The sequence below is a fragment of the Psychrobacter sp. P11F6 genome (genome assembly GCF_001435295.1).
Classification (GTDB): Bacteria; Pseudomonadota; Gammaproteobacteria; order Pseudomonadales; family Moraxellaceae; genus Psychrobacter.
The window spans coordinates 2,391,406-2,415,164 of sequence record NZ_CM003594.1; the positions used below are offsets into that span (position 1 = coordinate 2,391,406).

At 43.2% G+C, this 23,759-nt stretch carries 19 protein-coding genes; 9 read left to right on the plus strand and 10 right to left on the minus strand.

Annotated features, from left to right (window positions below):
* The first annotated feature begins 47 nt into the window (after nucleotides 1-47).
* The 4 genes from AK822_RS09860 to AK822_RS09875 all read left to right on the plus strand — a co-directional run bounded on the left by AK822_RS09860 (nucleotide 48) and on the right by AK822_RS09875 (nucleotide 4,579).
* Nucleotides 48-758 carry an FFLEELY motif protein gene (locus AK822_RS09860; RefSeq protein ID WP_060491512.1) on the plus strand — a complete coding sequence of 237 codons (711 nt, stop codon included), beginning with the start codon at nucleotides 48-50 and terminating at the stop codon, nucleotides 756-758.
* 81 nt (nucleotides 759-839) lie between these two features.
* A complete protein-coding gene (ubiE, locus tag AK822_RS09865) occupies nucleotides 840-1,964 on the plus strand; it encodes a bifunctional demethylmenaquinone methyltransferase/2-methoxy-6-polyprenyl-1,4-benzoquinol methylase UbiE (protein WP_060491513.1) in 1,125 nt (374 codons plus the stop codon).
* A 111-nt stretch (nucleotides 1,965-2,075) separates the two neighbouring features.
* Nucleotides 2,076-2,780: a ubiquinone biosynthesis accessory factor UbiJ gene (locus AK822_RS09870; RefSeq protein ID WP_060491514.1), complete on the plus strand. Its 705-nt coding sequence runs from the start codon at nucleotides 2,076-2,078 to the stop codon at nucleotides 2,778-2,780.
* Between the two features lie 137 nt (nucleotides 2,781-2,917).
* Complete coding sequence (locus tag AK822_RS09875) at nucleotides 2,918-4,579, plus strand: ABC1 kinase family protein (protein ID WP_060491515.1); 1,662 nt, start codon at nucleotides 2,918-2,920, stop codon at nucleotides 4,577-4,579.
* Between the two features lie 63 nt (nucleotides 4,580-4,642).
* Here the strand turns inward: AK822_RS09875 and AK822_RS14700 are convergent.
* Nucleotides 4,643-5,394, minus strand: a protein-coding gene (locus tag AK822_RS14700) for an IS5 family transposase (protein ID WP_157292394.1) whose coding sequence is annotated in 2 segments (ribosomal slippage) — nucleotides 4,643-5,166 and nucleotides 5,166-5,394 — 753 coding nt in all. Because the reading frame shifts where the segments join, the coding sequence is not laid out codon by codon here.
* A gap of 212 nt (nucleotides 5,395-5,606) precedes the next feature.
* Here AK822_RS14700 and AK822_RS09890 point away from each other — a divergent pair.
* The gene (locus AK822_RS09890) at nucleotides 5,607-7,022 is read left to right on the plus strand and encodes an FAD-binding oxidoreductase (protein WP_060491516.1); all 1,416 of its coding nucleotides are present in this window, start codon (nucleotides 5,607-5,609) and stop codon (nucleotides 7,020-7,022) included.
* A gap of 92 nt (nucleotides 7,023-7,114) precedes the next feature.
* Here AK822_RS09890 and ruvB read toward each other — a convergent pair whose 3' ends face one another.
* The 5 genes from ruvB to AK822_RS09915 form a co-directional block, all read right to left on the minus strand.
* Complete coding sequence (gene ruvB / locus AK822_RS09895; protein ID WP_045447074.1) at nucleotides 7,115-8,095, minus strand: Holliday junction branch migration DNA helicase RuvB; 981 nt, start codon at nucleotides 8,093-8,095, stop codon at nucleotides 7,115-7,117.
* Between the two features lie 202 nt (nucleotides 8,096-8,297).
* A complete protein-coding gene (gene ruvA / locus AK822_RS09900; RefSeq protein ID WP_060491517.1) occupies nucleotides 8,298-8,918 on the minus strand; it encodes a Holliday junction branch migration protein RuvA in 621 nt (206 codons plus the stop codon).
* A 93-nt stretch (nucleotides 8,919-9,011) separates the two neighbouring features.
* The gene (gene fba, locus AK822_RS09905) at nucleotides 9,012-10,049 is read right to left on the minus strand and encodes a class II fructose-bisphosphate aldolase (protein ID WP_060491518.1); all 1,038 of its coding nucleotides are present in this window, start codon (nucleotides 10,047-10,049) and stop codon (nucleotides 9,012-9,014) included.
* A 555-nt stretch (nucleotides 10,050-10,604) separates the two neighbouring features.
* A complete protein-coding gene (locus tag AK822_RS09910; RefSeq protein ID WP_045446952.1) occupies nucleotides 10,605-10,991 on the minus strand; it encodes a hypothetical protein in 387 nt (128 codons plus the stop codon).
* A gap of 259 nt (nucleotides 10,992-11,250) precedes the next feature.
* Nucleotides 11,251-12,465, minus strand: a complete 1,215-nt coding sequence (locus AK822_RS09915) for a phosphoglycerate kinase (RefSeq protein WP_060491519.1) — start codon at nucleotides 12,463-12,465, stop codon at nucleotides 11,251-11,253.
* A gap of 355 nt (nucleotides 12,466-12,820) precedes the next feature.
* Between AK822_RS09915 and AK822_RS09920 the strand changes: the two genes are divergently transcribed.
* Nucleotides 12,821-13,150: a TraR/DksA family transcriptional regulator gene (locus tag AK822_RS09920; protein ID WP_060491520.1), complete on the plus strand. Its 330-nt coding sequence runs from the start codon at nucleotides 12,821-12,823 to the stop codon at nucleotides 13,148-13,150.
* A 48-nt stretch (nucleotides 13,151-13,198) separates the two neighbouring features.
* Here the strand turns inward: AK822_RS09920 and AK822_RS09925 are convergent, their stop codons facing one another.
* Both AK822_RS09925 and AK822_RS09930 read right to left on the minus strand, forming a co-directional pair.
* Nucleotides 13,199-13,867 (minus strand): thiamine phosphate synthase, encoded by a 669-nt coding sequence (locus AK822_RS09925; protein WP_060491521.1) that lies wholly within the window; start codon nucleotides 13,865-13,867, stop codon nucleotides 13,199-13,201.
* Between the two features lie 172 nt (nucleotides 13,868-14,039).
* Nucleotides 14,040-15,125: a serine hydrolase gene (locus AK822_RS09930; protein WP_060491522.1), complete on the minus strand. Its 1,086-nt coding sequence runs from the start codon at nucleotides 15,123-15,125 to the stop codon at nucleotides 14,040-14,042.
* Between the two features lie 427 nt (nucleotides 15,126-15,552).
* Here AK822_RS09930 and AK822_RS09935 point away from each other — a divergent pair, with 427 nt between their 5' ends.
* The 3 genes from AK822_RS09935 to AK822_RS09945 all read left to right on the plus strand — a co-directional run bounded on the left by AK822_RS09935 (nucleotide 15,553) and on the right by AK822_RS09945 (nucleotide 19,992).
* The gene (locus tag AK822_RS09935) at nucleotides 15,553-16,188 is read left to right on the plus strand and encodes a response regulator (RefSeq protein WP_055123802.1); all 636 of its coding nucleotides are present in this window, start codon (nucleotides 15,553-15,555) and stop codon (nucleotides 16,186-16,188) included.
* A gap of 194 nt (nucleotides 16,189-16,382) precedes the next feature.
* The gene (locus AK822_RS09940) at nucleotides 16,383-18,176 is read left to right on the plus strand and encodes a sensor histidine kinase (RefSeq protein ID WP_060491523.1); all 1,794 of its coding nucleotides are present in this window, start codon (nucleotides 16,383-16,385) and stop codon (nucleotides 18,174-18,176) included.
* A 100-nt stretch (nucleotides 18,177-18,276) separates the two neighbouring features.
* Nucleotides 18,277-19,992, plus strand: coding sequence for a sigma-54-dependent transcriptional regulator (locus AK822_RS09945; RefSeq protein WP_060491524.1), 1,716 nt, complete (start codon nucleotides 18,277-18,279; stop codon nucleotides 19,990-19,992).
* Between the two features lie 78 nt (nucleotides 19,993-20,070).
* On the opposite strand, the gene AK822_RS09950 is transcribed toward AK822_RS09945, so the two are convergent.
* Nucleotides 20,071-21,573 carry a S41 family peptidase gene (locus AK822_RS09950; protein ID WP_087945624.1) on the minus strand — a complete coding sequence of 501 codons (1,503 nt, stop codon included), beginning with the start codon at nucleotides 21,571-21,573 and terminating at the stop codon, nucleotides 20,071-20,073.
* A gap of 352 nt (nucleotides 21,574-21,925) precedes the next feature.
* A complete protein-coding gene (gene gpmI, locus AK822_RS09955) occupies nucleotides 21,926-23,584 on the minus strand; it encodes a 2,3-bisphosphoglycerate-independent phosphoglycerate mutase (protein ID WP_060491525.1) in 1,659 nt (552 codons plus the stop codon).
* Nucleotides 23,585-23,759: the final 175 nt, after the last annotated feature.

Here is a 23,759-nt window from a genome sequence, read left to right on the forward strand (position 1 = left end):
ATTCGCAACCTTTTAATCCTCTTTACTTTTATGCAGGTTTACTGACCATGGCCTCTTTAGCCGACTTACAACAACATTTGAACCGTTTTTGGGCACTGCCTTATCATGAAGATTTGGCATTAAACGATAAACTTAGCGAGGTGCAAGCTTGGCAACGAGATCGTATTCAGAACACTCATAAAACCTTATTTGAACAACCTCAAAATCAGCTGATGGCAGATTATTTTTTGACACAATTGTATGGCGGCGATGAGTTTAAATTGCTGGCCAGACAGTTAGAACGTATTGTGCCTAAAGCGCAAAAAGTTGAACGTTTTGCGCCAGCAGCGGCTTTAGAGACTGGCAGCATGGCAATACAAGCAGCTATCTTAGCGATAGAGCTAGATTTACATTTAGCAGAATGGCTATTGGCCCAAGATTTAGCCGTTAACGAAGACAGCATGCTGAACGCCTATCGTGCGGTCAATGAAGCCGACACCAGACGTATCCAAATTGGTCACTTAAAAGAGGTGTGCTATCGTACTGATAAATATATAAACTCTTTTATGTTGCAAAAAGCCTTTGCCTTAGCAAAAGGCACCGCCTACCGTTACAACTATCAGCCTTTGTATGAATTTATCGATTCAGGCTTTAAAGCGATGAAACCACTAAAAAGTGTCAGCGGCTTTATTGAACCGTTTTGTGAGCGTGAGCTTGAGATTATTGACCGTGTTCATGAGACGGATAATGGCGGTAAGCCAATGACGTTTGGTGTATGATAGACGCATCATTTGCTTGGTTAGCTGCTATTTTATACCTTGCAAACCAATAATCATAAAAGTGAATAACAGGATAATGCTATGACCGATAATACCCATAATAACAATGCGCATCTCGATCAAAAACCTACCATCAATGGTCATTTACAAGATAAATTGGTCAGAGATAGCATCACCCACAATCAAAATATCACAGCACAGGTGCAAGCACGTCAAAGCTATGAAACTAATAGCACGCTTAATACGAGTATTAATGCTGGCGTAGAAAACAGCAAGAAAAATGACTTTACACAAGTCCAAGACCTACCAACGGGAACGCCACAAGGCCAACAAACCACTATGCCAAATAACAATACCAGCAGCAACACTGTAGACAATGCATCTGCACAAACACAAACCGCCAAACAAACGCTTTTTAACCAGCGTGATGACATCAATAATCCGCATACACCTGATGTTGATGGTAATGAAGAAACGCATTTTGGCTACAAGACCGTCAATAAGGCTGAAAAACAAGCGCGCGTGGCGGACGTATTTACCTCAGTCGCCAAAAAATATGACATCATGAACGACTTAATGTCCTTCGGTATTCATCGCTTATGGAAGCGTTATGCGATTAGCTTGTCAGGCGTGCGTGCGGGTCAACATGTGCTTGATATCGCTGGTGGTACGGGTGATTTAGCCAAAGTATTTAGCCGTGAAGTCGGCAGAAACGGTCATGTGGTGTTATCAGATATCAATGCCGCCATGCTCGAAGTCGGTCGTGAACGCTTAATCAATGCTGGCTGCAACAACGTCGATTTTGTACTTGCCAATGCAGAAACACTCGCGCCATTTGATGACAATAGCTTTGACTTAATCACTATTAGCTTTGGTCTGCGTAATGTCACAGACCAAGACGCAGCGCTCAAATCGATGTACCGTGTGCTGAAGCCAGGTGGTCGTTTATTAATTTTAGAATTCTCAAAACCTGTATTTGAGCCATTGTCTAAAGCCTATGATTTATACTCATTTACTGCCTTACCTCTTATGGGCAAGCTGATTGTCAATGATTCTGAGAGTTATCAATACTTGGCCGAATCGATTCGTATGCATCCTGATCAACAGACGCTGAAACAGATGATGCAGCAAGCGGGCTTTGAAAATTGTGATTATCATAACTTGACGGCTGGTATTGTCGCTGTCCATCGCGGCTTTAAAGCGTAAGATTAAGTTAAAAACCATCGTAATAGACATGCCATCACGTAAAGTGGTGGCAACTGACCTTTACAAATGATGCGCTCTTTTAAGGCGCTCAACTGACTATGCGAGAGCCTTATGCTGACTGTTCTACTTTTGGCGGGTGCCGAAAAGCTGATTAACCTTGCTATTGCTAGTGATGAGATTACCAAATCAGGATTGGCACCGCTTGCTGGCAAAGTGTTGCGACTCAATATGGCAATGCCTGAGATTCGTTTGGATATTTTATTCACTCATGAGCGTTTACGTTTTGAGCCGGTGACAACCGAGAGTGTGTTTGAGCAAAGTGGCGCGATGAACGAGCACCAACAAGCCAGTATGGAGCGCGCACGGATTGGTCATAGTCGTCCAGACTGTACCATTACTGTAGATAACCCAGCGCAACTGCTGAATCTGATGCGTGGTGCCGAAGGCAATTTACCTATCGCGGGTGATTATAAGGTGCTCATGCAGCTCAAACAACTGGTCGCAGGTTTCGACCCAGATGTCGCAGGACAGCTTGAGCCATTTATTGGTAAGCCGATGGCCAGTCAGTTACATCTACTTATATCACAGCTAAAAGGTAGCTGGCGTCATAGTGCCAAACGCGCTTTTGACGATGTCAGCGACTGGGCTAATGAGGTGGCAGGTAATAGTGCTCCTGATCCTACCGAGGCAGCAGAAGTAAACGACCTTAAGCAGCAACTGTTAAAGCTGCGGGCTGATGTCGAACGTGAAGAGGCCAAACTTGCTGCTATCAAAGATGAACAGGCACGTTTTCTCAATAACTCATTTCATCAATAACTGTTATCGTCGATGATCGCTAAATTCTATTATCGATAGCGCTTTTTATAGATAAGTGCAATTTATGGACAAGCACAGTTTATAAATAAGTGCAGTGCCCACCCTATTTTCGACTTTTTTTAGAGTACCCATACCTCATGCTATTATCTCATCGCGCCCGTTTACTTGAGCTTTGGCGTATCGCCGCCACTTATCGCATCGATACTCATCTTTCTATCGAAGACGCGCCACAGCTGCAACCTTTGGCGCGTTTGATTCGCCTACATCCAGCGGCGTGGGGTAAAAAACACCAACCCAATGCGATTAAATATGCGCTTGAAGACATGGGCACGCTGTTTTTAAAGCTTGGCCAACTGCTGTCAACGCGTCGCGATTTAGTGCCGCCTGAGATTATCGAACAATTGGTTCAGCTACAAGACAAAGTCAAACCTTTCAATTCTGATGTGGCCATTACCCAAATCCAAGACCCTAAACACGGTCTTGGTCAATCGATTGGCACCTTGTTCGCACGCTTTGATATCAAACCTCTAGCGGCGGCTTCTATTGCCCAAGTACATACTGCTGCGCTGCATGATGGTCGTGAAGTGGTGGTAAAAGTGGTGCGTCCTGATATTCGTACCACCATCATTGCTGATTTTGAGCTACTACGTGAGCTGTCGAATTGGGCATCAGCGCGTATTGAAGCGGCACGTGCCATTCATATTATAGATATTGTCGAAGACTATCGCCAAGTGATGTTAAACGAGCTGGATTTGACCTTAGAGGCAGACAATACCACTCAGATGCGCAACAACTTCTTGGGTTCCGCATTGATGTATGTACCAGAAGTCTATGATTCTGCCAAAAATGTGATGGTCATGGAGCGTATCCAAGGCGTTCCTATCTCGCAAGTTGCAGTGTTTGATCAACTTGGTTATGACCGAGCAGCACTAGCAGAAAAAGGCTTAACGATATTTTTTACCCAAGTATTCCGCGATAACTTCTTCCATGCCGATATGCATCCAGGTAATGTGTTTGTAGAGACGCCGCCGGTTAAAACACTCACTGCCGATATGGCAGCGGTTGACTTAGGGCATGAACCACGCTATATCGGACTTGATTGCGCCATCATGGGTACGCTATCAAAAGACGATCAGCTCATTGTGGCACGCATGCTATTGGCGGTGATGAATAACAACTTTACGGCGATGGTTGATATCGTCAGCCGTGCTGGATGGATACCGCCTAATACAGATAAGCATGCCCTGATGCGAGATATGAAACGCACGGTTGGTCCAATGCTACAAAAGTCTATCAATGATATCGACTTTGCCGGTGTCTTAATGCAAATTTTAGATATCGCCCGTCGTCACCATATGAGTATCCCGCCGCAACTCATGCTACTACTAAAAACCTTGGTTCATGTCGAAGGACTTGGTCGCGACTTGTATCCTGACCTTGATATCTGGTCACTTGCCAAGCCGATCTTAAGCAGTTGGATTAAAGAGCAGCTCGATCCGATGCGTAATTTGCAACAGCTGCGTCAGCAGTTACCAGAGATTTTATTATCTACGACTGATATTCCAAAGCTATTGGATCAAGGCTTACAAAGCCTTGCCTCACAAGGATCACGCCAAGACAGTCAACTGCGAGAAATACAACAAATTCGTGCGGATATGCTTAATGATCGACGCCGAGATTGGCTAGCACTGTCAGGTTTTGCCATTTTCATTGCCATTGCAACACAGGTTGTTGGCTGGCTCTCGCCTATCTTTTATATATTGGCTATTTTGGTTGTTGTTTGGCGTATTTTAGCCTAACACTTTGTTATTTTTAATAAAAATAAGTATTGGTTAATAGCCAGTACTATCTAGGGCGTGTCCCTAATTCAGTTTGCAATGAATCATAATACAAGCTAGATACAGCATAGACTTATAATTACGAGCCAATTTTTCGTATCTAGTCGCAATACTACGGAAGTGCTTTAGCCTTGCAAACGTGTTTTCAACTAAGTGTCGTAGCTTATATAAATAGTGATCAAACGCTACATCTGGTTGTTTAGCGTTTTTTCTTTTAGGGATGACAGGGCTTATGTTATCTTGCTTTAGCCTAGTTCTAATGGTTTCAGAATCATAAGCTTTATCAGCAATAAAGTAGGTCGCATCCGTTAGCATCTCTATAATATCATCTACCGCTTGGCTGTCGTGGACGTCACCCCCAGTGATTCTAAAATCAATCGGGTTTCCATGCGAATCGACGGCGAGATGAATCTTGGTAGTGGTTCCACCTCGTGACTTTCCAGTGGCTCGAAGCTCTCCTCGTCTTGCGCCGCTTGAATGCTGATGACAGCGGATATAGCTTCCGTCTGCGAATACCCATTCTTCATCAATACTTGCTCGTAGGTCAAAAAAAATTGTTCCCACAACCCCTTTTTTGACAACCTATTAAAACGGTTGTAGGCCGTTTTCCATGGACATAGCTCACTCGGTATATCACGCCATGGCGCGCCTGTACGAAGTTTCCACAATATGGCTTCCATGACTTGTTTGTCGTTTTTCCAAGTATGACAGCCATGAGCCTTCATGGTACTTTGGAGTTGTTCCCATGTATTATCGGTGAGCACTGTTCTTGCCATAATTTAGAGAGCCCTGTTTGAAATAGTCTCTTTATTTTAAAGCCTTTATACTTACTTTTACAGATTAGGGACACGCCCTAGTATTTATTCAATAAACTCCCACTCACTTTCATTGCTTTCTAGCGACATTTAAAGTGAGTGAGAGCTTAGCTTTTACATTGCCTCATTTCTCATTGGCTCGGTAAAAAAGACACCATGTATAGGAGTCACCCATGTCTACCGCTAAAATATCAAGTGCTAAAAAAGACCACAGCGAGGCTATTGCTGCCTTACAAACCCGTTTCGGTAAACAACTTACTACCAATATAACGGTACGTGAGCAGCATGGGCATACGATGACGTGGCTTGCCAATCAGCCACCCGATGCCGTCTTGACAGTAAAAGATAAGCACGAGGTAGCAGCTGCGATGGAGATTTGCAATCAGTATCAAATGCCAGTGATTGCATTTGGTATTGGCTCATCTTTAGAAGGTCAATTAAATGCCCCATATGGTGGATTATGCATCGATATGCATGCGATGGATGCAATATTGCAGGTACATAATGAAGATCTGACAGTGACCGTACAACCAGGCGTCACACGTGAGCAGCTCAATCACTACTTACGTGATACAGGACTATTTTTTCCAATAGATCCGGGTGCCAATGCCAGTATCGGCGGTATGGTCGCCACTCGCGCTTCAGGCACCAATGCGGTACGCTATGGCACGATGAAAGATGTGGTACTGGCGCTTGAGATAGTCACCGCTAGTGGAGAGATTGTCCGCACTGGTACCCGTGCCAAAAAATCTGCGGCGGGTTATGACTTGACAAGATTAATGATCGGCTCAGAAGGGACACTTGGTATTATTACTGAGGTGACGCTTAAACTATTCGGCATCAGCGAGTGTATTGGTAGCGGTATTTGCCATTTCCCAACGATTGAGGATGCCTGTCAGGCAGTGATGCTGACCATTCAAATGCGCTTGCCGATTGCGCGCATTGAGCTACTTGATGCCATGCAAATTAAAGCCTGTAATCAATATGCCAATCTTGATCTAGATGAGACGCCTACCCTATTTGTAGAGTTTCACGGCACAGATGCCAGCGTCGCTGAACAAGCTCAACTGTTTACGGATATTATCGAAGAATTCGGCGGTCGTGACTTTGCTTGGGATACCAATGAAGCCGAGCGCAAACGTCTGTGGCAAGCACGGCATAACGCTTATCATGCCAGCTCTGCTCTACGTCCTGAAGCCAGCGCCTTATCGACGGATGCTTGTGTGCCTATTTCACGATTAGCAGAATGCGTCAGTGCAACAGCAAAAGATATCGAAGCATCGGGTATGATTGGGCCTATCGTCGGTCACGTTGGCGATGGTAATTTTCATGTCTTATTATTGGTCGATACCGAAAATCCTGAAGAAATCGCTACCGCTGACGGCATTATCAGCCGCTTAGCTACCCGCGCTATTGAGATGGATGGTACTTGTACAGGTGAGCATGGCATCGGGCAAGGCAAACAAAAATATATGCAGCAAGAGCACGGTAATGCCTTAGTGCTGATGCAAGCGATTAAATCAGCCCTTGACCCTAAAAACATCTTAAATCCGGGTAAAATATGGCCTGAACCTTTACCCGCTGTTTAACTGTCGAATGGTGCTTATAAGAGATCAAAGCCTAAAAAATACGCCTACGTTTAACTAGAGTATTAAACGTAGGCGCATTTTTTAGGCTAATTTCATAACATCTGGTCAATCGCCATCTGGGTCAGTACACGTCCACGTGCAGTACGTAATACGTAGCCCTGCTGAATAAGATATGGCTCAATTACATCCTCAAGCGTACCGCGATCTTCAGCCATTGCTGCTGCTACCGCTTCAACGCCAGCTGGACCACCATCAAAACGTTCGTGCAATATCTCAATATAACGTCTGTCCAAATGATCAAGACCACGTCTATCAACTGCCAGCATATCGAGCGCACTGCCCGCAATCGCGCCATTGATGCTACCGTCGCCTCTCACTTCAGCATAATCACGTACACGGCGTAATAAACGATTGGCAATCCTTGGAGTACCACGCGCGCGACGAGCAATCTCCACCGCGCCATCTTCACTCATCGGTACACGCATCAAGCGGGCGGCACGACTCACAATCGTGGTCAGGTCAGCAATATTATAAAATTCGAGCCGCTGCACGATGCCGAAACGATCACGCAGTGGTGAGGTCAATAATCCTGCTCGCGTGGTTGCCGCAACCAAGGTAAACGGCGGTAAATCCAGCTTGATAGAGCGTGCCGCAGGCCCTTCACCAATCATAATATCCAGCTGAAAGTCTTCCATGGCGGGATAAAGTATTTCTTCAATAACGGAACTCAATCGATGAATTTCATCGATAAAGAGCACATCACCCTCTTCTAGATTGGTCAACATGGCTGCCAAATCACCGGGGCGTTCAAGCACAGGTCCTGAGGTAGAACGCAAGTTACCACCCATTTCACGAGCAATAATATTGGCAAGCGTTGTTTTTCCAAGACCAGGCGGACCAAAAATCAAAGTATGATCTAATGCCTCACCTCGACCACGCGCTGCGCCAATAAATACCTCCATCTGCTCACGCACCACTGGCTGACCAATATATTCAGCCAGTAATGCCGGTCGAATATTAGAATCAGGCGCATCGCCTGCCCCTTCAAATGGATTAATCAAACGATCTTGCATCATAGGTTTTATCATTATATTAAATCATTATTTTTAAAGAATAGGTATAAATAGCATAACCAAACGCTACGTATAAGTCATGCAAAACATCATAAAGCAGCTACTAAATAAAGCACAGCCTAAAACGAAAATAAGCGACAATGAATGTCGCTTATCTGTTTAAGAGTTATTGATACTTATTGATGGTAGTGAGCTGAATGAATCAAAATCCTGACAACTGTTGCAATGTGGCTTTTAGTAAACCTTGCGTATCGGCAAAGGTATTACCATTACTCTTAGCGGCTTTAATCGCTTGCTGTGCCTCTCTTTCTTTATAGCCCAAGCTAATCAACGCGCCTTCTACCTCAGCGATGATGCTGCCCTCGTGAGATACCTCAGCAGGTTGCATGGCAAACTCTAAATGACTGCTATCGACTTCGATATTTTTCAGCTTATCTTTTAGCTCAATCAATAAGCGCTGCGCTGTTTTTTTACCGATACCGGGAATACGGGTTAATGCCGTCTCTGACTCTTGCTCGACATGCATCTTTAGCTCAGCAGCTGACATCGCAGATAGCATTGCTAACGCCATTTTTGCGCCAACGCCATTGATCTTGATCAATTGACGAAAGACGTCACGCTCTTTGCGATCGATAAAGCCATAAAGCAGCTGCGCATCTTCGCGCACATGAAAGTGCGTCCAAATGCTCGCCTGCTCATTGAGACGCAACTGGCAAAATGACGGTAGCGGCAGCTCTATATCGTAGCCGACACCAGAGGTAGTCATGACACAGGCAGTCGGTGCCATCAAATACTGCACTTTACCACTAATCAATCCAATCATAATCCACTACCTCTATTAGAGCTATTATAAAAAATGAACTGAGCTGCTATTTAATGATAAATGCTATTAAATAAGCATATCTCACCGACACGCTTATTTATAAAAATCGACCATACCTTCAAGGCTAATTGGACGAATTTTATGTGCCTGACCCGCAGAACCAAAGGCTTCGAAACGATTGGTACAGATATCTGACATCGCAACCATAGACGCTTTAAAGTATTTACGTGGGTCAAATTCGCTAGGGTTTTCTGCAAGGAATTTACGAATAGCGCCCGTTGATGCCAAACGTAAATCGGTATCGATATTTACTTTACGCACACCATGCTTAATTGCTTCAACGATTTGCTCAACCGGTACACCATAAGTCTCACCGATGTTGCCACCATTTTCATTGATGACTTTTAGCCACTCTTGCGGCACTGATGACGAGCCATGCATGACCAAATGCGTGTTAGGAATACGGGCATGAATCTCTTTTACGCGTTCAATCGATAGAATGTCGCCTGTCGGTGGACGGGTGAATTTATACGCACCATGACTGGTACCGATAGCAATGGCTAACGCATCGACGTTGGTGTCTTTAACGAACTGCTCTGCTTCATCAGCACTGGTCAATAGCTGCTCGTGATCTAATACGCCTTCTGCGCCAGAGCCGTCTTCTTCACCAGCCATACCAGTCTCAAGGCTACCTAAGCAACCAATTTCACCTTCTACTGAAACACCGCACGCATGTGCCATCTTGACAACTTCGCGAGTCACGTTGGCATTGTAATCATAATCCATTGGCGTTTTACCATCTTCACCGAGCGAGCCGTCCATCATTACTGATGAGAAGCCAAGCTGAATTGAGCGTTGGCAAATCGCTGGTGACATACCATGATCTTGATGCATAACGACTGGAATATGTGGCCACTCTTCGATAGCAGCAATAATCAGATGACGCAAAAACGCAGAGCCCGCATAACTGCGTGCACCAGCACTAGCCTGTACGATAACAGGAGAATCACAGGCGTCGGCGGCCATCATGATTGCACGCATCTGCTCTAAATTATTGACATTGTAAGCAGGGACACCGTAGTTATTTTCGGCGGCATGATCTAGAAGTTGACGTAACGATATTAAAGCCATAAGACGCTCTCTGATTAAATTTTGAATATGATATTAAGAAATCATTCTTAAAAATACGATGTTGCAACAATTGCCCTAAAACCCTAGCCTGATAATAGCCAGACCAGCAAAAAACTTGTGTTTTTTGATCGTAATTATTACGCCGTGATTATAGCAAAAATTGCCAGCGCTTCGTAGCGGTTAACCGACTATTTCTTTCTTTGCTTGATTCATAAAACAGCATGCTAGCGAGTTTTATAAAGGAACTTGATAAGTTCCATATGATACGCAGCTAATTGAAAAAACGGATAAACCTTGTGCACCATATTTTTGACTGACTAAGGCATACCCTCAATTCAATCAATGGATATTTAAATGGGCTAAAAATGAGGACACACCCTAACCTCTAGATTGTGATTTTAAATACAAAAAAGCCTTGGCTATCACCAAAGCTTTTTAAATATTTTGAGGGCTTATACAGCAATCAATATCTGCAACCAACAGCTTAATAAGCTATTCATCAATCGATAAATTAGTAGCTCAATGGCTTAGGTTCAGTTGCTTATGTATTGATGATTAATACTGTTGTTCTGCTTCTACTGCGTTTTCACTGGCTTTATTCTCAACAGCAGATGCGCCATCGGCAACCACTTCAGCAGTTTTGGCAACGGCTTCATTTGCGCCTACCACAACTGCTTCACCAGTGTTTTTTAGTGCATCTGTAGCAGCAACACCGGCAGTTTCAGCGCCTTCGGCAACTTCAGTACCAGCATTTTGTGCAGCAACTTCAGCTTCAGCAGCAGCGGCTTCTGTTTCAGCAGCGGCAGTATCAGCGTTAGCAGCAACATCATCACCAGCAGACTCAACAGCAGCTTCGGCGTTCTCTTCTGTTTGTTGGCTACATGCAGTGATTGCAAAAGTACCAGCAAGTACGCTAGCAAGTAATAAATGGCGTTTTAACATAATAAATCCCTCATAAATAAAGCATGTCAAATACATGATTTGCGCTATTTTATAGAGTGCAAATTAGACATGCAATCATAATTTTCAGTATAGAAACAAATAATTACTACTTAATAATAATGAGTGGCCACTGACTCTTATTTATCTTAAAACAATAAGATAAGAATAGTAGCCAAAATATTATTGATACAGCGTACATGAGATGATGAGGCCAAATTGTACGGCTAATGTTACTCATCTGCTAAATATCGTTAAAGCGTTACGCATCAATCTGTAAAGCAGCAACCGCAGGCAATACTTTGCCTTCTACAAACTCTAAAAATGCGCCACCACCTGTTGACATGTAGCTAACGCCATCTGCCACTTGATATTTATCAATTGCAGCAAGCGTATCACCACCACCAGCGATCGAAAACCCTTCGCTGTTTTTAACGGCATTTGCTATGATTTGTGTGCCCTGACCAAAAGCATCGACTTCAAAGACACCGACCGGACCATTCCATAAAATGGTTTTTGCGTTGATAATAGCATCCGCTAATTGCTTAGCACTTTCTGGAGCGATATCCAATATCATGTCATTTTCGCCAATCGCATCGACAGATTTGATGGTCGCAGTGGCTTGTTGTAATGAGCCCGTGAAGTCAGCAAAATCAATCTCATTTTTATCAGCAACGACAACATATTCAGGTAATAAAATCTCAGTCTTAGTCATAATGTCACGAGCTGTCTCAACCAAGTTCGCTTCATAAAGTGATGCACCAACGCTATGACCTTGCGCGGCTAGGAAGGTATTCGCAATACCGCCACCAACGATTATCTGCAAGCATAATTCAGACAAACTGTGCAGCACTTCTAGCTTTGTCGATACCTTGGAACCACCAACGATTGCCAACATTGGCTGCGCTGGGGTCTCAAGTGCCAAGCTTAACGCATCAAGCTCAGCCGCCAATAAAGGTCCTGCACAAGCTTTTTTTCCTGCTCGATGCATAGCTTGAGTAACGCCTTCTGTTGAGGCCTGCGCACGATGTGCGGTGCCAAATGCATCCATCACGAATACATCGCATAAATCAGCGTATTTCTGTGCTAAATTCGCATCGTTTTTCTTTTCGCCCTGATTAAAGCGTACGTTTTCTAATAGCACGACCTCGCCTGCTTTAATTGCCACGCCTTTAGTAAGGTAGTCATTGTTTAAGCTAACGGGCTTTGATAACTCTGTGGCTAATTTATCACTTAAATACTCAGCAACTGGTACTAGCGAATATATCGATTCAGGACTGCCTTCAGTTGGACGACCTAAGTGTGAACAAACTATAACGGCCGCGCCTTTTTCTAACGCCATCTTAATCGTAGGCAAACTTGCTTGCAGGCGTGCATCACTGGCGACTTTACCGTTTTTAATAGGCACATTGAGATCTTCACGAATCAACACCACTTTATCCGTTAAGCTCAGCTCACTCATACGCAAAAAATTCATTACCTGCTCCTATGCATCATCTCTTGTTAATCTATCGGTTGTCTTTTTACTCATTGCTAAAAATATTTATTAAATCGGCTGCTCTTGTCTGTGGCTTTATAAAAGTAACCAAGCAAGAATTTGAGGCGGTGTATTCTAGCAGTTTTCTAGCAAGTGCTCATAAAGAACGCACTATTAAATTTTACTCAGGCGTGTCCTTATTTTAAAAATGGGGATAAAAATAAAACAAATGGCTAAATTTTAATAAAAATCAGTAACATTTCGTGGTGGCACTTAGTAATAAGGCTGTTTAAGATGCTATTAGCACTGATAATAAATAATACCCACAATAAAAATAACCCATTAGGAGAACCCAATGAGTATCGACCTTCAAGCTGCCAAACAAAACCTACTAACACTTAAAGAAGAATATGAGACTCGTATCGATAGAATCGAAGATCATATCCAAAACCCGCAAGACGACCTCAATGAGCATTGGGAAGACCAAGCCATCTCTTATCGTCAAAATGACATGCGTACAAATTTGATGGTTGAAGCCCGTCAAAGTTTGATCTATGTCGAAAATGCGCTAAGTCGTATTGAAAATGGGACTTATGGTAAATGTGAAGTCTGTGGTAAGCAAATTGAAGAACAGCGCTTACAAGCACTGCCTTACGCTACCCTATGTATGGAACACGCTGAATAACGACTCATTTTACTCTAAGACAGCCATTCCAAATCAAAGTTCTAGTGATCAAGTAGGCATTTTCCATTGAGAGAATGCCTGCTGCCATTGTTTACAGCGCATCGCGATTTGATCCACAGGTAAATCCATAATATCCCCAACGACCGCCACGTAAGTAATGGGCAAACCTGCGAGTTCGGTGACATTTTCTGCCGTCAAGCCACCTATGACACATATCGCTATATTTTGCTGACAGCCATCTACAAGCTGCTGGCGCGAGATAACATTGGCGTTAGGTTTTGTACTTGAGGTAAAAATCGCACCCATAGCGGCATAGCTTACGCCCTCATTTTTTGCTGCTTCAACCAGTTCTATCTTGCCATGACAAGTGCGTCCGATCATTTGGTTGGCATGTAGTTCGTGCTTAGCATCGGCAACTTCGCCATCTTGTTGACCCAAATGCACACCAACGCCGAGCTTGGCAGCCAATTTAATATTGTCATTGATGACGACTGGTACGTTGTACGCTTTCGCCAACTCAACTATTTGTCTAGCCTCTTCGTATAGACGAGACTCACCATCAGGTAGCGCCAATATCTGCTTGCGACGAATTTGTAACAGCGCGATGAATCCTGTTGCTAGTGCTGCTTCTAATTTGCGATACAGCAGCGCAAACTCATCGTCATTGGTCAGTAAATATAGCTTTGGCGCTGATATAACAGTCGATATTTGAGTCATGTTATTTTTCCTAGAGTGTGTCCTCATTTTAAAAATGGAGATAAAAATGAGATAAATTTTTAGCCCATGTAGAAGTCCATTGATTAAATTAAAGACACACTTTAAATTCAACACAATAAAAAGGCTGTTATATCGAATAACAGCCTTTTTTATAAATGCTAAAACAGTAAAGTTATACCGTGCGGCGTGTCGCTAGACTGTTTAGAATATTTTTGGCATCACCCCAACGTGTGGCTGAGCTGTTCGCTCCTAAGATAACGATAATTGCTGGGCGGTTATTTACACGCGTTTCCATGACTACACAACGACCAGCTTCATTGATGAAACCTGTTTTCGAGATACCAATTGGATAATCACCGGCACGAACCAAGCTACTGGTGTTATTGGCTTTATAAGTACGGTTACCACTTGAGTAGTTAGACACATAAAAGTCATAGCTCTTAGTGGTCGAGAAACGGCGAATCACGTCATAGTTACCCGCCGCACGAACCATTTTAACCAAGTCGTTTGATGAAGCGACGTTGCGCTTATCAAGACCCGTTGGATCACCAAAGAAAGCCGTGGTCATACCCAGATCTTGAGCCTTACGATTCATGGCACGTATAAAGGCAGTATAGCCACCTGGATAATTACGCGCTAAGCTCTTTGCTGCTGGATTTTCTGATTTCATCAATGCCATCAGCAACATCTCAGCACGATTCAAACGATCGCCTGATTTAAGGTTAGAGCTGGCACGCTTAGGGCCGACGAAATCTTCTGGATCGAGTGTGAGCTCTTCACGCATATCGAGACCGGCGTCCAATACGACCATGGCCGTCATCACTTTAGAGATACTGGCCATTGGGCGCGCAATGTCAGCATCTTTTTCATAAATAGATTCGCCCGTTTCAGCATCGATGACCGCAACACTACGCGAATCAGTGCTGATTGGTATCATGTTACTGCTGCCAAATGAGCCACGATACGTTGTATTATAACTGTTACTGCTATTGTAACTGTTATTACTACCGAAGCTATTGGCGTTGGTGATACTGGTCGTACCATTGCCACTATCAACTTTCTTGATAGCTGAACCTTTGGATTTGTACATGATATTGCGTGCTTCAGACAAACTATCGGCACCGCCCCAACTCATGCGAGCACTAGAGCTAGTGTCGGCGCTACCATTAATAGTAAGTGCCGCTTGTGCAACACTGCCCAAACTCAATGAAATCATAGCAGCGATTAATTGCTGTTTGGTTAATGGTAGTTGCTTCATTATGCCTCCTGCTGTCACGATGCTGTTAATTAGAGAATCAGTTACATACTAACCAATAGCAACAACGTACGTAGCGTTTATGAATGGGTTTATAAGTACTCGTATAGAGTTTTTGTATTTTTAGTGTATCATGGTTTGCATTTAAGTTTAATGTATCAAGCTGATTTAATAATTTATTTTGGTGTAATTCAAATTTTACTACAACCACTTTATATTACAGAAACATTGACTCACATTGCAGCAATATATCTTAACTTTGAACACTGTAATTATTCGTTTTTTGTTATATTAAACAATGGTATCTATCTAAAAGATTAGCAATATTTTATTTTTTTCAAAAACTAAAAAAACGACTCTAATGATTTTATTTTTTGTCATTTAGCGTCAATAAAAACCTTCATTCTGACAAACAACAAAGAGTATCGTTATGATTAAAGTACTGGTAGTAGATGATCATGATTTGGTGAGAATGGGTATTAGCCGCATGTTGTCAGATAGTATCGATATCGAAGTAATCGGTGAAGCGGACAGCGGTGACATGGCCATCAAATTGGCCAAACAATTGCGCCCTGATGTGGTTTTGCTTGATGTTAATATGCCTAATATTGGTGGGCTTGAAGCAACCAAACGCTTAATTCAGCTGGATATGGGTATCAAAATATTGGCCGTCAGCAGTATGTCAGCGCAGCCTTACCCTTCGATGCTTATCAAAGCGGGGGTCAACGGTTACATCACTAAAGGCACGCCGCTCGATGAGATGATTCGCGCTGTCAAAAAAATCTATCAAGGTGGTCGTTATTTTAGCCAAGATGTCGCTGAGCAACTGGCTGATGTTTTGCTGTCAGATAATGCCAACTCACCTTTTGACTTACTGAGTGATCGCGAAAAACAGGTGGCAATGATGGTCGTTAACTGTCAAAGCCCGCAGCAAATCGCTGACCAACTATTTGTGAGTGTCAAAACCATCAACACTTACCGCTATCGTATTTATGAAAAAGTTGGGGTTGATAGCGATGTGAAGTTAACACATTTGGCCATTCGTCATGGTCTAATTCAGCCATAACTCATTAGGGCGTGTCCTTAATTCAATTGATGGACATCTACATGGGCTGAAAATGGCTAAATTTTATCAAGTATCTTCAAATATCCTGATATTAATGGCGATATCTTCCTTGTTTGATTGTAATTTATCTCATTTTATCTCTATTTTAAAATGAAGATACACCCTAGCAACTGTTCCCTTATTGCGGTCAACCTATGAAGCCTGCTACTAATATCGTCTCTGCTGTTACTCACTATTTGCATCGTGATGACACGCTATCTCCACCTCAATTGCGCAGGTTGGGGCTTATTTATAGCAGTTACCGCTTTGCTGTTAGTCTGTTTTCTCTACTGATGGTGTATATCACCGCTCACTCTGACAACAGCCTCTCTCTACCAAGCTTTTTACAACAAACAACGCTCAGCTTTTATTTCCTGCTTAGCCTTATTTTACTTGGCTTGTTTTATGTCGTTAATCAGCAAATGCGGCGGCAGTTGGCCTTTGGTTTAGTATTAGACGTCATTATATTAAGCTTATTACTATATACAGCGGGTGCGCCTGATTTACAGTTGACCATGCTATATATGGTGGTCGTCGCAGCGAGTTTTATGTTGCTACACGGCTCACAAGCCTTAATTATTACCCTACTCGCTATTATTTTTGTCATTTATCAGCAATTCTTTTATGCCATTGCCAATAGCATGAGCTTAGCAAATTTAGGGGACGCATTGCTCATGTCAGCCAGCTTTTTGGCGGTTGGTGGTTTGAGCTGGTCCATCTCACAGCGTTTGGTACAACTTGAGAAAGTAGCAGCGAGTCACGCTAAAGAAGTTGAACGATTAAACGTCATCAACCAAGAAGTCATCACGCAAATGGTTAATGGTGTCATCGTCATCGATAAACAGCATATCGTTTTAGCAAACCTTGCCGCTCACCAATTACTTAGCCTTTCGCACACCCCTTCCGCATCATTGCACAACACCTCTATTGATACAAAAGATACTCGGAACAATACTCGCAGTGCACTCTTATCTAACTTTCAGCAGCAGCTTGGTCAACAACACACGCAGCTATTTAAAGCCTGTTTGTCAGTAGCGGCAGGCCAATCACGCACCTTTATTTATGATTTGCCTGCAGTCGCAAACGCTTCCATATTCGGTAAACTGCGCGTACAAATCATTCCATTGAAAGATGACAGTAAATTGATAATGTTAGAGGATTTACGCCGCGAGCAAGCCAGCGCCCAACAATTGAAACTGGCTTCTTTAGGGCAATTGACGGCGAGCATCGCCCATGAAATAAGGAATCCTTTGGCAGCGATATCACAAGCCAGCCAATTATTAATGGAAGATGTTATAGAAGCCAATCTAGAAGTCGATACGGCAGATAATACGATAACGCCGCCTATCTCAAGTGATGATATGGTAGCGAATCATGAGCTTTATCAAATAATATTTTCACAAACAAAACGTGTGAATCGTATTATCGAAGATGTACTAAAACTGTCGCGCCAGCAAACCGCAAACCAGCAGGCGATTATATTGGCAGACTGGATGCCAACATTTTTAGAGAACTACTTTCAAGGACACGATGTTTTTCTACATGTAAAAACACAACCGACCATATCATTCGACACGCATCAACTAGAGCAAGTCTTAATCAATTTAATTAACAATGGTTTGCGCTACAGTAGCTACGCCCACCCTCATGCCTATGTGGAAATCGAGATTTATTGTGCGGATAACGATGTTATAATTGATATCTTGGATGCTGGTCGCGGGGTTAGCACCAAAGACTTAGAACATTTGTTTAATCCATTTTTTACGACAGATCAAGCAGGGACAGGCTTGGGACTGTATCTATCACAAGCTTTTTGTGAGGCCAACCAAACTCGTTTGCTTTATATTCCTGAACATGAGAAAACCTGTTTTCGCTTGATAGCACCTGCTATTGGCGCTGATACTTATGTAAATAAAACTGAACATAATGTTAATACCACTATTTTATAAATATTAACGTTACCAAGTATTAACATTACATAGAATACTTTGCCATTAAGGCCTCTTGGTTTTTACCATTTTATAGCTATTGAATACGATGAGATGATGTATGACAACAACCGCGCTAGTCGTTGATGACGAAGTGGATCTGTGCCGATTGATGCAAATTACTTTGACCAAAATGGGCATTAAAAGTGATGTAGCATATACTCTGTCGCAAGCAAGATCATACTGGCAAGACAATGATTACGATTTTTGCCTGACTGATTTAAAGCTGCCTGATGGGTCAGGACTAGAGTTGGTAAAAGAAATCAGTAATAGCTCTAGTACGCCCATTGCCGTGATTACTGCTCACGGCAGTATGGATCTTGCCATTGAAGCATTGAAGCTTGGTGCTTTTGACTTTGTGAATAAACCTCTTGAGTTACCGCGCCTACGTCAACTGGTGGAAAATGCTTTAAAAGTTATTCATCAAGACAATGAAGCAAAAGCCACAGCCGAATGCTCACCTGAACAAAAACTGCTGGACAGTAGACTCATTGGTGATTCTGCAGTGATGCACCCACTGAAAAACACTATTTTAAAATTGGCACGCTCACAAGCACCTGTATTTTTGTCAGGCGCTTCGGGTACTGGTAAAGAAGTGGTTGCCCGATTGATTCATGATTTAAGCCCACGCCGTGATGGTAGCTTTGTACCAGTAAACTGTGGGGCGATACCATCAGAGCTGATGGAGTCAGAGTTCTTTGGTCATAAAAAAGGCAGCTTTACAGGAGCTGTCGCTGACAAGCAAGGGCTGTTTCAGCAAGCTAATGGCGGCACGTTATTTTTAGACGAAGTGGCTGATTTGCCTTTAGCCATGCAGGTAAAACTACTGCGCGCCATTCAAGAAAAAACAGTGAGAGCCATTGGTGATACCACAGAGGTTCCCGTAGATATTCGTATCTTGTCCGCCACCCACAAAAACTTAGACCAATTGGTGCAAGACGGTGCGTTTCGACAAGATTTGTACTACCGTATCAATGTGATTGAGTTAAAACTACCGACGCTCAATGCACGTCGTGATGACATCCCTGTATTAGCCAAGCACTTTTTAGCATTAATTGCTGATGAATGGCAGTTAGAGAACCCACCGATACTCACTGTTGAGGCATGCGAACGTTTGCAAGATCATAACTTTGCGGGCAATGTTCGTGAACTGCGTAACGTCCTTGAACGTGCAGTAACCCTAGCAGAGACACCGCACATTGACATCAGCCACTTAGGTTTGCCTGATATTGATATAACCCATCACCGCGCAGTCTCTCAAGATCAGAAGAGTGAGCCAGCGGTTGTCAATAATACTCAATATTCTGAGCGTCAAACAAACCATCAAATGGTCGCTCAATCGATAGAAAATAGAGAAAAAGTCATTCAATCTATGGATGAGACAATAGCGCCACAGGTCAAGCAAGTGACGACCAACTTGCACCCTTATCGTACTAACGCTCAGCACTACCCTTCTATGATACAGCGTTCAGAAAGCAACCATACAAAAAGCTCAAACCATACAGCCCGTCACAATCACGAAGAATCTGTCACCAATCGATCTATTCTGCAAGAAAGTGATGAAAAAGCAATTCTAAGCAAATTAAAGGATGGTCAGTTACCCTCTCAAGGGTTAGAACACTATTTACAAGAACAAGAAAAACAGTTGATTATTACCGCGCTAAAACAAACGGCTTGGAATAAAACGCAAGCAGCTGAACTACTAGGCACCACTTTTCGCTCGTTACGCTATCGCATGAAAAAACTAGAGATAGCTGAGGATCAATTTGAGCCATAGCATTCGCCATTTTTGAATAACGATAAATGATGATATTTTAACGTTGATATATCGCGATAGCCTATCTTTAAGCGAGCCTTACTGAACCCTATTGCCTGCCACTGCTTGATCGACTTTGGTAGGTTTTCGGACAAAACGAATGCCCGAATCAAGTGCTTTTGTTTTTAGTAAAGCAAGCGCTTGCTGCTCCCATGTACTTTCACTTCCTGACAAGGTCATATCAGGCTCTACCCCGACTCCATCGATTTTATTGCCTGACGCTGTCATGTAGTTGGCGACGGTTAGTTTAACAGCCTGCTCATCATTCAGTGGGATGACCGACTGTACCGACCCTTTACCATAGCTGACTTCACCAACGATTGTGGCACGTTTTTGTGCTTGTAAGCTACTGGCCAGCACCTCTGCCGCTGACGCCGAATAGCGATTTTGCAACACCACCACTGGCAATGATTCAAGTATCGCCAGCCCTTGAGTGGATAGCGTACGCGTATCACTTTGACGACCCTTTACTTGTACCACATCAGTGTCGCTCATAAACAAACTGGCTACGCTCACCGCCGACGTTAGCACCCCGCCTGGATTATCACGCATATCTAGCAAGATACCTGTGATAGGTGCGTCTAGATCTATCAAGCCTTCCAAGAGTTTTTCACGACTATTATTTTGAAAGGCAGGCAACTTAATAACAGCGATACCGTCAATGAGACTTGCCTCGACCGTTTGAGGGTGGCTGTTATTACGCTGCAAGTTCGTGGTATGTTTGCGGCGACCAGCTTTTGAGGTGACAACATCTACTTGCGTACCCGCAATCCCTGTCAAAAGTTGCTCGATATCGTTACTTTCTTTATCTTCATCAAGCTTGAAATCACCGACTTGATGTAAATAATCGCCAACCGCAATGCCCTTTTTATCTGCAGGCGATGCATCAATAACCTCTGTAATCACCCAATAGCCATCTGTAGGCTGATAATTGACTTTAATACCGACGTCACCCACATCACCTTCGGTAAAAGCACGCAGATTTTCATAAGCCTCAGCATCTAAAAATTCAGCATGACTATCTAGCTTAGTCAACATACCACTCAACGCATTATTGAACAGCTCTTCATCATTGACCGCATCCACATATTCACGGCGTACCAAATCCACTACCGCAACAAACGTCTTGAGCGTTTCTGGAGAAATGGCATTCAATGATACTTGCGCAACCTCAGGTGGAATACTGACATCGATCTCGTTCGTATCGTCGGTCAAGGCACTCTCATCTGCGACACTGTCTATCGAATCGTCAACTTGGTCGGCCGACTCAAGCATATCAGCGACATCTGATAAATTATTAGTGTCATCTTCTGTGGCTATCTCATCAGCATTTAAGCTAATCAGTTGTAGACTGGCGGTGGGATTATTGATGGTCGCATTAGCTGGTGACCTCGCTGCTTGTGCGTACATACTGGTAGTGCTGAGCCCAAGCAGACCTATCATCAATGCAGGTTTAAAAATAGTCGGCGCAGTGAATACCTTCATTGCTTGTTTGCCCAATCGCTTCGTCACTGGTAAGCGCATAAAATAAATAGAACGCATAAGAGAACTCGTTTAATAATAGAATTATTTTTATAGATATATGGATGAATATTTATCTCATAAGATAGCATCAAGAGCCAGTCTAAGACTAGGAGAGTATTGCAAGTAACATTCACGATAACTGATATGATTTCATCAAATGATGAGTAGCGGTGTCAATTTTTTTTAGCAGGCGAAATATCATGCTTGCCCTTATTTTTCTCACTATCCAAACATTTAAAGACAAATAAAGTCAATCAAATATCTCTTAAAAAACAGATCAAAAAAAAGAGAGACAATAAATATCTCTCCCCTTTCTATTACTTCTAACAACGCTAGTAAGTTGTCAATATAATAGTATTAAATGCCTGACTTACACCGCTGGAACCAGTAAGCTTTCGCCCGTCATTTCAGCAGGCTGCTCAATATCCATCAGCGCCAAAATAGTCGGTGCGACATCGCTCAACTTACCACGACTACGTACTTGTAAGTTTTTCTCACCCACGTAAATGAGTGGCACATGTTCAGTGGTATGTTGAGTATGTACTTGACCGCTTTCGTAATCTTGCATCTGCTCACAGTTGCCATGATCTGCTGTGATAAGCATATCACCGCCAGCAGCGCGTACTGCTGACTCAATACGGCCAACACAGACATCTAGTGCCTCTACTGCTTTTACGGCCGCATCAAAAATCCCTGTATGCCCGACCATATCACCATTGGCATAGTTGACAATTAACACGTCATATTTGCCTGATTCAATGGCAGCCACTAATTTATCGGTCACTTCAGGCGCACTCATCTCTGGTTTCAGATCATAAGTCGCCACATCTGGAGAGGGTACGAGAATACGTGTCTCGCCCTCATACTCTTCTTCACGACCACCGCTAAAGAAAAACGTCACATGCGCGTATTTTTCAGTTTCAGCGATACGCAGCTGAGTTTTACCATTGTCTTGCAAATATTCGCCAAGTGTATTGGTCAACGACGTGGGATAATAAGCAACGCTAGTTTTGGGATTGTCTGCTAAAACGTCAGAATATTTGGTCAGCATCACAAATGCCGCAAGTTTTGGCTGCTTATTGCGGGCAAACCCTGAAAACTCATGATCTGGCAAGACAAAAGCTTGCGCCAGCTCACGGGCACGGTCAGCACGGAAGTTCATAAAGATAAGCGCGTCATTGTCATCAACGGTATATGGCACTTCATCACGGCCAATGACTACCGTTGGATTGATAAACTCATCGGTCTCGCGTGCCTTATAAGCAGCTTGCACTGCGCCATCTGCACGCGTAGACAGACGATCGGCTTTACCTTCAGTGATAAGCTCATAGGCTTTTTGGACGCGATCCCAGCGATTATCACGATCCATTGCATAATAGCGCCCAATGATACTGGCAATCTGTACGCGGCCGCCTTCATAATGAGCATTAAGCTTATTGATATGGTCCCGCAGACGATTAATATACTTATCCGCCGATTTAGGTGGGGTGTCGCGTCCGTCTAAAAAACAATGAACAAAGACATTTTTGGCGCCGTGCACTAACGCCGAGTGGCACATCGCTTCGATGTGATCTTGATGCGAATGCACACCACCATCTGACAGCAAACCCATGATATGGACGTTACCACCCAACTCGTTCGCGGCTTTTACCGCCTTGACTAAGGCTTCGTTTTTATAAAACTCACGATTGGCTACTTCACTTGAGATACGAGTCGAATCTTGATACAGAACGCGACCCGCACCTAAGTTCATGTGCCCAACTTCTGAATTGCCAAACTGCCCATCTGGCAAACCAACATCTTCTCCAGAAGCAGATATCAATCCATGCGGATATTGCTGATAAATCCTATCCAAATTTGGCATATTGGCGGCAGCAATCGCATTATCATTATCGTCTTCACGATGCCCAAAACCATCTAATATCATTAAGACATGCGGCACTTTTTTATTTTGATCGCCATCCTGCTTACTATTGAGCTGAGCCTGATTATCATCGATAAATGCTGATTGTTGCTGGGTATTGGTCATGGATTACCGCTCCTCAAGTGAATGAACGCCTATAATGCTATATTAGGATGTTTAAAGCCCTCTATATTAACACACATCTTAAAATAGCTGAAAAATCGTCATTTTACGCCCACCCTTAAGCGTTAAAGCATACTTATTTAAAGCACATTTATACAGTAGAAAAGGCGGTTAAAAC